This window comes from Pseudomonas sp. NFX1, assembly GCF_051123555.1.
Taxonomy (GTDB): Bacteria; Pseudomonadota; Gammaproteobacteria; order Pseudomonadales; family Pseudomonadaceae; genus Aquipseudomonas; species Aquipseudomonas capeferrum.
In genome coordinates this window covers 4,139,970-4,150,000 of the sequence record NZ_CP169366.1, presented here as the reverse complement: position 1 = coordinate 4,150,000, position 10,031 = coordinate 4,139,970, and the positions used below count along the sequence as shown (strand labels likewise).

The 10,031-nt window shown below is 55.4% G+C and carries 10 protein-coding genes, 4 tRNA genes and 2 rRNA genes (1 of these 16 only partly in view); all 16 read left to right on the top strand.

Annotation, left to right across the window (positions count from 1 at the left end; genetic code table 11):
- Positions 1 to 2,264: ribosomal RNA gene (locus DJ563_RS18745) — 23S ribosomal RNA — on the top strand; it begins 629 nt to the left of the window's first position.
- Positions 2,265 to 2,396: 132 nt separating this feature from the next.
- Positions 2,397 to 2,512 (top strand): 5S ribosomal RNA (gene rrf / locus DJ563_RS18740).
- A 155-nt stretch (positions 2,513 to 2,667) separates the two neighbouring features.
- On the top strand, positions 2,668 to 3,627 hold the full coding sequence (gene birA, locus DJ563_RS18735; protein ID WP_274100716.1) for a bifunctional biotin--[acetyl-CoA-carboxylase] ligase/biotin operon repressor BirA: 960 nt from the start codon (positions 2,668 to 2,670) through the stop codon (positions 3,625 to 3,627).
- Positions 3,617 to 4,366, top strand: a complete 750-nt coding sequence (locus DJ563_RS18730) for a pantothenate kinase (RefSeq protein ID WP_274100717.1) — start codon at positions 3,617 to 3,619, stop codon at positions 4,364 to 4,366. The genes birA and DJ563_RS18730 overlap by 11 nt, the downstream gene beginning before the upstream one ends.
- A 7-nt stretch (positions 4,367 to 4,373) precedes the next feature.
- The gene (locus DJ563_RS18725; protein WP_434518150.1) at positions 4,374 to 4,799 is read left to right on the top strand and encodes a hypothetical protein; all 426 of its coding nucleotides are present in this window, start codon (positions 4,374 to 4,376) and stop codon (positions 4,797 to 4,799) included.
- Positions 4,800 to 4,951: 152 nt separating this feature from the next.
- A tRNA-Tyr gene (locus DJ563_RS18720) sits at positions 4,952 to 5,035 on the top strand.
- Between the two features lie 24 nt (positions 5,036 to 5,059).
- Positions 5,060 to 5,133: transfer RNA gene (locus tag DJ563_RS18715), tRNA-Gly, on the top strand.
- A gap of 29 nt (positions 5,134 to 5,162) precedes the next feature.
- Positions 5,163 to 5,238 (top strand) — tRNA-Thr (locus tag DJ563_RS18710).
- 78 nt (positions 5,239 to 5,316) lie between these two features.
- Entirely contained in the window at positions 5,317 to 6,510 is a 1,194-nt protein-coding gene (gene tuf, locus DJ563_RS18705; protein ID WP_028614144.1) for an elongation factor Tu, read from the top strand.
- A gap of 54 nt (positions 6,511 to 6,564) precedes the next feature.
- Positions 6,565 to 6,640 (top strand) — tRNA-Trp (locus DJ563_RS18700).
- A gap of 44 nt (positions 6,641 to 6,684) precedes the next feature.
- Complete coding sequence (gene secE, locus DJ563_RS18695) at positions 6,685 to 7,053, top strand: preprotein translocase subunit SecE (protein ID WP_027595465.1); 369 nt, start codon at positions 6,685 to 6,687, stop codon at positions 7,051 to 7,053.
- A 9-nt stretch (positions 7,054 to 7,062) separates the two neighbouring features.
- Positions 7,063 to 7,596, top strand: coding sequence for a transcription termination/antitermination protein NusG (gene nusG, locus DJ563_RS18690; RefSeq protein WP_003255501.1), 534 nt, complete (start codon positions 7,063 to 7,065; stop codon positions 7,594 to 7,596).
- 119 nt (positions 7,597 to 7,715) lie between these two features.
- On the top strand, positions 7,716 to 8,147 hold the full coding sequence (rplK, locus tag DJ563_RS18685; protein WP_003255500.1) for a 50S ribosomal protein L11: 432 nt from the start codon (positions 7,716 to 7,718) through the stop codon (positions 8,145 to 8,147).
- Positions 8,147 to 8,842, top strand: a complete 696-nt coding sequence (rplA, locus tag DJ563_RS18680) for a 50S ribosomal protein L1 (protein ID WP_033703496.1) — start codon at positions 8,147 to 8,149, stop codon at positions 8,840 to 8,842. Before rplK ends, rplA begins: the two co-directional genes overlap by 1 nt.
- Positions 8,843 to 9,039: 197 nt before the next feature.
- Positions 9,040 to 9,540, top strand: coding sequence for a 50S ribosomal protein L10 (rplJ, locus tag DJ563_RS18675; protein WP_027595468.1), 501 nt, complete (start codon positions 9,040 to 9,042; stop codon positions 9,538 to 9,540).
- Between the two features lie 78 nt (positions 9,541 to 9,618).
- On the top strand, positions 9,619 to 9,984 hold the full coding sequence (gene rplL, locus DJ563_RS18670; RefSeq protein WP_033703494.1) for a 50S ribosomal protein L7/L12: 366 nt from the start codon (positions 9,619 to 9,621) through the stop codon (positions 9,982 to 9,984).
- Positions 9,985 to 10,031: the final 47 nt, after the last annotated feature.

Here is a 10,031-nt window from a genome sequence, read left to right as displayed (position 1 = left end):
TCTTAATAGGGCGTTTAGTCGCTGGGTATAGACCCGAAACCGGGCGATCTATCCATGGGCAGGTTGAAGGTTAGGTAACACTGACTGGAGGACCGAACCGACTACCGTTGAAAAGTTAGCGGATGACCTGTGGATCGGAGTGAAAGGCTAATCAAGCTCGGAGATAGCTGGTTCTCCTCGAAAGCTATTTAGGTAGCGCCTCATGTATCACTGTAGGGGGTAGAGCACTGTTTCGGCTAGGGGGTCATCCCGACTTACCAAACCGATGCAAACTCCGAATACCTACAAGTGCCGAGCATGGGAGACACACGGCGGGTGCTAACGTCCGTCGTGAAAAGGGAAACAACCCAGACCGTCAGCTAAGGTCCCAAAGTCATGGTTAAGTGGGAAACGATGTGGGAAGGCTTAGACAGCTAGGAGGTTGGCTTAGAAGCAGCCACCCTTTAAAGAAAGCGTAATAGCTCACTAGTCGAGTCGGCCTGCGCGGAAGATGTAACGGGGCTCAAACCATGCACCGAAGCTACGGGTATCATCTTATGATGATGCGGTAGAGGAGCGTTCTGTAAGCCTGTGAAGGTGAGTTGAGAAGCTTGCTGGAGGTATCAGAAGTGCGAATGCTGACATGAGTAACGACAATGGGAGTGAAAAACTCCCACGCCGAAAGACCAAGGTTTCCTGCGCAACGTTAATCGACGCAGGGTTAGTCGGTCCCTAAGGCGAGGCTGAAAAGCGTAGTCGATGGAAAACAGGTTAATATTCCTGTACTTGCAGTTATTGCGATGGAGGGACGGAGAAGGCTAGGCCAGCTTGGCGTTGGTTGTCCAAGTTTAAGGTGGTAGGCTGAAATCTTAGGCAAATCCGGGATTTCAAGGCCGAGAGCTGATGACGAGTTGCCATTAGGCGACGAAGTGGTTGATGCCATGCTTCCAAGAAAAGCTCCTAAGCTTCAGATAACTGGGAACCGTACCCCAAACCGACACAGGTGGTTAGGTAGAGAATACCAAGGCGCTTGAGAGAACTCGGGTGAAGGAACTAGGCAAAATGGCACCGTAACTTCGGGAGAAGGTGCGCCGGCGAGGGTTAAGGACTTGCTCCGTAAGCCCATGCCGGTCGAAGATACCAGGCCGCTGCGACTGTTTATTAAAAACACAGCACTCTGCAAACACGAAAGTGGACGTATAGGGTGTGACGCCTGCCCGGTGCCGGAAGGTTAATTGATGGGGTTAGCGCAAGCGAAGCTCTTGATCGAAGCCCCGGTAAACGGCGGCCGTAACTATAACGGTCCTAAGGTAGCGAAATTCCTTGTCGGGTAAGTTCCGACCTGCACGAATGGCGTAACGATGGCGGCGCTGTCTCCACCCGAGACTCAGTGAAATTGAAATCGCTGTGAAGATGCAGTGTATCCGCGGCTAGACGGAAAGACCCCGTGAACCTTTACTATAGCTTTGCACTGGACTTTGAATTTGCTTGTGTAGGATAGGTGGGAGGCTTTGAAGTGGGGACGCCAGTTCTCATGGAGCCATCCTTGAAATACCACCCTGGCAACTTTGAGGTTCTAACTCAGGTCCGTTATCCGGATCGAGGACAGTGTATGGTGGGTAGTTTGACTGGGGCGGTCTCCTCCCAAAGAGTAACGGAGGAGTACGAAGGTGCGCTCAGACCGGTCGGAAATCGGTCGTAGAGTATAAAGGCAAAAGCGCGCTTGACTGCGAGACAAACACGTCGAGCAGGTACGAAAGTAGGTCTTAGTGATCCGGTGGTTCTGTATGGAAGGGCCATCGCTCAACGGATAAAAGGTACTCCGGGGATAACAGGCTGATACCGCCCAAGAGTTCATATCGACGGCGGTGTTTGGCACCTCGATGTCGGCTCATCACATCCTGGGGCTGAAGCCGGTCCCAAGGGTATGGCTGTTCGCCATTTAAAGTGGTACGCGAGCTGGGTTTAGAACGTCGTGAGACAGTTCGGTCCCTATCTGCCGTGGACGTTTGAGATTTGAGAGGGGCTGCTCCTAGTACGAGAGGACCGGAGTGGACGAACCTCTGGTGTTCCGGTTGTCACGCCAGTGGCATTGCCGGGTAGCTATGTTCGGAAGAGATAACCGCTGAAAGCATCTAAGCGGGAAACTTGCCTCAAGATGAGATCTCACTGGGATCTAGAATCCCCTAAAGGGCCGTCGAAGACTACGACGTTGATAGGTTGGGTGTGTAAGCGCTGTGAGGCGTTGAGCTAACCAATACTAATTGCCCGTGAGGCTTGACCATATAACACCCAAGCAATTTGCTCATGCAGATTGCGGTGGTGAAGACACACGAACCGAAAGTTCGAATGCACATCACAAATCACATATCCGAATTCGCTGGGCTGTCCATCTGGACATTCTGGCAACAGAATTTCTTGACGACCATAGAGCATTGGAACCACCTGATCCCATCCCGAACTCAGTAGTGAAACGATGCATCGCCGATGGTAGTGTGGGGTCTCCCCATGTGAGAGTAGGTCATCGTCAAGATTCATTTCGCAAAACCCCTATCTGCGCAAGCAGGTAGGGGTTTTGTCTTTGCGGCTGGAAAACTCCCTGTTGGTAGCATCTGCGGGCGGCCCTTCTCCTATGCAAGGCCACTACCCATAGCTATCATGCCAGCCTTATTCCAAGTCGAGACTGGCATGCTGAAGTTGTTGAATCTCCTCAAGGATGGCCGGTTCCATTCCGGTGAAGCCTTGGGGGCAGCCCTCGGGGTGAGTCGCAGCGCCGTTTGGAAGCAGCTGCAGCACCTGGAGACCGAGCTGAACCTCACTATTCACAAGGTTCGTGGCCGCGGCTACCAGTTAGCGGCGCCTCTGGTCCTGCTCGAAGCGAAGGCGATCGCCGAGTTTGCCGAGGGCGAGCAGTGGCCAGTTTTCATCCACGAAACCATCGATTCGACCAATGCCGAAGGGCTGCGGCTTGCGGGTGAGGGGCAGGCTGCTCCTTTTCTGGTGCTGGCCGAGCGCCAGAATGCCGGGCGTGGCCGCCGCGGTCGTCAATGGGTAAGCCCCTTCGCAGAAAACCTCTATTACAGCCTCGTCTTGCGTGTCGAAGGCGGCATGCGCCAGCTCGAAGGGCTGAGCCTGGTGGTGGGGTTGGCGGTAATGCGAACGCTGCAAGGTTTCGGCGTAAAGGATGTGGGACTTAAATGGCCCAATGATGTGCTTGTGCGTGGGCAGAAGATCACGGGCATCTTGCTTGAGCTGGTCGGCGACCCGGCAGACGTCTGTCACGTGGTGCTTGGTATTGGCATTAATGTGAACATGCAGACCAATGACCAGGTCGACCAGGCGTGGACCTCGATGCGACGTGAGGTTGGCGCCGCAATTGATCGCAATCACTTGGTGGCGATGCTCAGCCAGCAACTGCAACATGAATTGGCGCGTCACCGCCGCTATGGTTTTGCCGCATTCCAGGAGGAATGGGAGCAAGCGCATCTATGGCAGGGGCGTAACGTATCGCTGGTTGCCGGCAGTACCCGGATCGATGGGGTAGTGCTCGGTGTGGACGGGCAGGGCGGCTTGCGCCTTGAGGTCGACGGTGTGGAAAAGAGCTTCAGCGGTGGTGAGCTCAGTTTGAGGTTGCGTGATGATTCTTGAGCTCGATTGCGGTAACAGCTTTATCAAGTGGCGGGTCATTCATGCTGGCGACGCTACGATCGTGGGCGGCGGTATTGTCGATTCGGATCAGTCGCTGGTGGCCGAGGTCAGTGCCTTGGCGTCGCTGCGTTTGTCGGGTTGCCGTATCGTCAGTGTGCGCAGCGAGGAAGAAACTGCTGCACTTTGCTCGCTGATCGGCCAGGCATTCCGTGTGGTGGCGCAAGTCGCAGAGCCTGCCCAGCAAGCAGCGGGGGTGCGTAATGGCTATGAAGACTATCAACGCCTGGGCATGGATCGCTGGCTCGCAGCGTTGGGTGCGTTCCACCTGGCCAAGGGTGCTTGCCTCGTGATCGACCTGGGGACCGCCGCCAAGGCTGACTTCATTGCCGCCGATGGCGAGCACCTGGGTGGTTATATCTGTCCGGGGATGCCGCTGATGCGTAGTCAGTTGCGTACACATACCCGACGTATCCGCTATGACGATGCTTCGGCAGCGCGTGCATTGACCAGCCTTGCCCCGGGGCGCTCGACCGTCGAGGCCGTGGAGCGTGGTTGCGTATTAATGCTGCAAGGCTTTGCCCGGACTCAGCTCGAACAGGCGCGTGCGCTGTGGGGGGAGAATTTTACCGTGTTCCTTACCGGCGGGGATGCGCCGTTGGTGCGTGAAGCTGCGCCGCAGGCACGGGTAGTCCCTGACCTGGTATTCGTTGGCCTGGCAATGGCCTGCCCATTGGACTGAGGTGCTTATGCGTTGGTTGTTTCTGCTGTTGCTGGTGCTCAACGTCTTCTATTACGTCTGGCATCAACAGGAAGCCCCGCTCAAGGTCAAGGACGTCACCCCGCTGTCGTTGTACAAAGGTAATCAACAAGAGATCCGCCTGCTGCGTGAAACAGGCGTGTCCACACCGGCCCGTCGTCGCGATGAGTGCCTGGTTGTCGGTGGCCTGGCGGGGAAAGAGCAGCTTGATGCACTGCGTCAGCGCTTGCTGAGCCTGGATATCAATGCATTGCCGGTGTCGGGTCAGCTGCCGGGGGCCGACGGTCTGTGGCTGAAGATTTCCCCGGAAAGCGAGCGGTTGCTGGACCAAACCGTACTCGCAGCACTTTCCAGCGATTTCAAAGACTTAAAACATAAAATTATTTTCTGCCAGGGTATTGCAACTGGCGAATAGCTTGATAGAATGGCGCCCGCTTCACAGGGAACACCACTCAGGTGGCGGAACTGGAAGCGGTGTCAACGCAGCTAAGTTTCAGATTTGATTGAAAAAATTTGAAAAAGAGCTTGACACTAGGGCGGCAGACACATAGAATGCCGGCCACATCTGGAGGGATTCCCGAGCGGTCAAAGGGGACGGACTGTAAATCCGTTGCGAGAGCTTCGAAGGTTCGAATCCTTCTCCCTCCACCAGTTTTAGCGAGAGCCGCAAGCTCCGCGGGTATAGTTTAGTGGTAGAACCTCAGCCTTCCAAGCTGATGATGCGGGTTCGATTCCCGCTACCCGCTCCAAGTTTGCTGGGTTTTGCGCAAAGTGTTTCGCTCTTGTAGCTCAGTTGGTAGAGCACACCCTTGGTAAGGGTGAGGTCAGCGGTTCAAGTCCGCTCAAGAGCTCCATATAAACAAGGCAGATATGAAAATATCTGCCTTTGTTTTATCAGCGTAAGACTATTTCTTCTGCGGAGGATTGTATCGATGGCTAAGGAAAAGTTTGATCGTTCCCTACCACACGTGAACGTTGGCACTATCGGCCACGTTGACCATGGTAAAACCACTCTGACTGCAGCTCTGACTCGCGTCTGCTCCGAAGTTTTCGGTTCGGCAGTCGTTGAGTTCGACAAGATCGACTCGGCTCCAGAAGAAAAAGCACGCGGCATCACCATCAACACCGCTCATGTCGAGTACAACTCGAACATTCGTCACTATGCTCACGTCGACTGCCCAGGTCACGCTGACTACGTGAAGAACATGATCACCGGTGCAGCCCAGATGGATGGCGCGATCCTGGTTTGCTCGGCCGCCGACGGTCCGATGCCGCAAACCCGTGAGCACATCCTGCTGTCCCGTCAGGTTGGCGTTCCCTACATCGTGGTCTTCCTGAACAAGGCTGACCTGGTAGACGACGCTGAGCTGCTGGAACTGGTTGAGATGGAAGTTCGCGACCTGCTGTCCACCTATGACTTCCCGGGCGACGACACACCGATCATCATTGGTTCGGCTCGTATGGCCCTGGAAGGCAAAGACGACAACGAGATGGGCACTACTGCCGTCAAGAAGTTGGTCGAAACTCTGGATAGCTACATTCCAGAGCCGGAGCGTGCTATCGACAAGCCGTTCCTGATGCCAATCGAAGACGTATTCTCGATCTCGGGTCGTGGTACCGTTGTTACCGGCCGTATCGAGCGTGGTATCGTCCGCGTTCAAGATCCGCTGGAAATCGTTGGTCTGCGTGACACCACCACCACCACCTGCACCGGTGTTGAGATGTTCCGCAAGCTGCTGGACGAAGGTCGTGCTGGCGAGAACTGCGGCGTTCTGCTGCGTGGTACCAAGCGCGACGACGTTGAGCGTGGCCAGGTTCTGGTCAAGCCAGGTTCGGTCAAGCCGCACACCAAGTTCACCGCAGAAGTCTACGTCCTGTCGAAGGAAGAAGGCGGCCGTCACACTCCGTTCTTCAAAGGCTACCGTCCTCAGTTCTACTTCCGTACCACTGACGTGACCGGTAACTGCGAACTGCCGGAAGGCGTTGAAATGGTAATGCCAGGTGACAACATTCAGATGACTGTCACTCTGATCAAGACCATCGCAATGGAAGACGGTCTGCGCTTCGCTATCCGTGAAGGCGGTCGTACCGTCGGCGCCGGCGTCGTAGCAAAAATTATCGAATAAGTAGTTGATTTACTTGATCAGGCCGGTATAATGGCCGGCCTGATACAGCGTTACAGGTCAGTAGCTCAATTGGCAGAGCGACGGTCTCCAAAACCGTAGGTTGGGGGTTCGATTCCCTCCTGACCTGCCATTCACCTCGGTGTGATTGGCTTTCTTCTCACAGGATCCTCCCCGATGACTCCCAAAACTGAAGCCCAAGAATCGCGTTTTGATCTGTTCAAGTGGCTGGCTGTAGTTGCTTTGGTGGTTGTTGGCGTCGTGGGTAATCAATATTACTCCGCCTCCCCAATCCTGTATCGCGTCCTTGCATTGCTCGCCCTGGCTGCGGCTGCTGGCTTTGTTGCCTTGCAGACTGCGAAGGGTAAGTCGTTCTTTGCGTTGGCGAAGGAAGCTCGTACCGAGATCCGTAAAGTCGTGTGGCCGACCCGCCAAGAAACCACTCAGACCACGCTGATTGTCGTGGCTGTAGTTCTGGTTATGGCGCTGCTGTTGTGGGGTCTTGATTCCCTGCTCGGCTGGGCGGTCTCCTTGATTGTTGGCTAAGGGTGTCCCGTGGCTAAGCGTTGGTACGTAGTGCATGCTTACTCGGGTTACGAGAAGCATGTGATGCGCTCGCTGATCGAGCGCGTCAAGCTGGCTGGCATGGAAGACGGTTTCGGCGAAATTCTGGTTCCGACCGAAGAAGTCGTTGAGATGCGTAACGGCCAGAAGCGCAAGAGTGAGCGCAAATTCTTCCCTGGCTATGTACTGGTCCAGATGGAGATGAACGAAGGGACTTGGCACTTGGTCAAGGATACCCCTCGTGTGATGGGCTTCATTGGTGGTACCGCAGACAAGCCTGCGCCAATCACTGATAAAGAAGCTGAGGCTATCCTGCGTCGCGTTGCTGACGGTAGCGACAAGCCGAAGCCGAAGACGCTGTTCGAGCCAGGTGAAGTGGTTCGAGTCATTGACGGTCCGTTCGCAGACTTCAATGGCAGTGTCGAAGAGGTTAACTACGAAAAGAGTCGCCTCCAGGTGGCGGTGCTCATTTTCGGTCGCTCTACCCCGGTAGAGCTCGAGTTCAGCCAGGTCGAAAAGGTCTAGGCGGACGAAGCATCCCATACCCCGCAGCCCTGTGTGCTGCGGGGTTTTGTCGTCACTGGGATAAAACGCAAGTCATCCGGGGAGCCTTCTGGCGTTCGTACCCGATTTTGGAGTAGCTCATGGCTAAGAAGATTCAGGCTTACATCAAGCTGCAAGTTAAGGCCGGCCAGGCCAACCCAAGCCCACCCGTTGGTCCAGCACTGGGCCAACACGGTGTGAACATCATGGAATTCTGCAAGGCCTTCAACGCCCGTACTCAGGGTCAAGAAGCCGGCCTGCCGACTCCTGTGATCATCACTGTCTACAGCGACCGTAGCTTCACTTTCGAGACCAAGAGCACCCCTGCCTCGGTTCTGCTGAAGAAAGCTGCTGGCCTGACCAGTGGTTCGGCTCGCCCGAACACCGTCAAAGTCGGTACCGTGACCCGTGCTCAGCTCGAAGATATCGCCAAGGCCAAACAGGCTGATCTGACCGCTGCTGACCTGGACGCTGCTGTACGCACCATCGCTGGCTCTGCCCGCAGCATGGGCCTGAACGTGGAGGGTGTGTAATGGCTAAGCTGACCAAGCGCCAAAAGGCTATTGCTTCGAAAATCGAAGCTGGCAAAGTCTACAACTTCGAAGAAGCAGCCGTGCTGCTGGCCGAACTGTCCACCGTGAAGTTCAGCGAATCCTTCGACGTTGCCGTCAACCTCGGCGTTGACCCGCGTAAATCCGACCAGGTCGTTCGTAGCGCTACTGTGCTGCCACACGGCACTGGCAAGACCGTACGCGTTGCCGTCTTCACCCAGGGTCCAGCTGCTGAGGCCGCTCTGGCTGCCGGCGCTGATCGTGTAGGTATGGACGATCTGGCTGCTGAAATGAAAGCCGGCGACCTGAACTATGACGTTGTTATCGCATCGCCTGATGCCATGCGCGTTGTAGGTCAGCTGGGTCAGGTTCTGGGTCCTCGCGGCCTGATGCCTAACCCGAAAGTTGGTACCGTGACTCCAGACGTAGCCGGCGCTGTCAAAAACGCCAAGGCTGGTCAGGTTCGCTACCGTACCGACAAGAACGGTATCATTCACACCTCCGTTGGCAAAGTCGGCTTCGAAGCCGTCAAGCTGAAGGAAAACGTTGAAGCCCTGATCGCTGATCTGAAGCGTATCAAGCCAGCTTCTTCGAAAGGTATTTACGTCAAGCGCGTTACCCTGAGCACCACCATGGGCCCAGGCCTGGTCATCGACCAAGGTTCGCTGAACGCGTAAGACCATGGCGGCACGACGTGTCGTGCTGCCAGCAAAAATTGGGGTCCCTGCCTGGCGGGGGCTATCCAAGACCGTAGGCGACGCAAGTCTTAAACCACCAGCCTACGCAGATGGTGCTCCCGATTCGTTATCGAATCAGACACCAAAACGACATCCGGCTTCGGCCAGATGAAACGGTAGAAACCAGGAGTAAACCCGTGGCAATTAAACTCGAAGACAAGAAGGCCATCGTCGCTGAAGTCAACGAGGCTGCCAAAGTCGCTCTGTCCGCTGTCGTGGCTGATGCCCGTGGTGTGACTGTAGGCGCAATGACCGGACTCCGTAAAGAGGCTCGTGAAGCTGGCGTTTACGTACGCGTCGTACGTAACACCCTGCTCAAGCGCGCTGTTGCTGATACTGAATTCAGTGTCCTCAACGACGCCTTCACTGGCCCGACCCTGATCGCTTTCTCCAACGAACACCCGGGCGCTGCTGCTCGTCTGTTCAAAGAGTTCGCCAAGGGTCAGGACAAGTTCGAGATCAAGGCAGCTGCGTTTGACGGCAAGTTCATTGCCGCCAACCAGATCGATGTACTGGCTACCTTGCCGACCCGTGACGAAGCTATCGCACGTCTGATGAGCGTGATTCAAGGCGCTACCAGCAAGCTGGCTCGTACTCTGGCGGCCGTTCGCGACCAGAAAGAAGCTGCTGCTGCCTAAGGCGGCGTAACCTCTTTCAAAATCATTTGTTTAATTTGATGGCTGCGAAGGCTGTCACCCCAATACAGGATTTAAGTCATGTCCCTGACTAACGAGCAAATCATCGAAGCAATCGGCCAGAAAACCGTTCTGGAAGTTGTTGAGCTGATCAAAGCTATGGAAGAAACCTTCGGCGTTACCGCTGCTGTTGCCGCTGCTGGCCCAGCTGCTGCTGCTGCCGTTGTTGAAGAGCAAACCGAATTCAACGTTGTTCTGCTTGAAGCCGGTGAGAAGAAAGTAAACGTGATCAAGGCCGTTCGTGAACTGACCGGTCTGGGCCTGAAAGAAGCCAAAGAGAAAGTCGACGGCGCTCCTCAGGTCGTAGCTGAAGGCGTTTCGAAAGAAGCCGCTGAAGACGCTAAGAAGAAGCTGGAAGAAGCAGGCGCTAAAGTCGAGCTGAAGTAATTTCGACTTTGCGATGCCAGCCTGAGCGTTGAGCACAAGGCTGATGG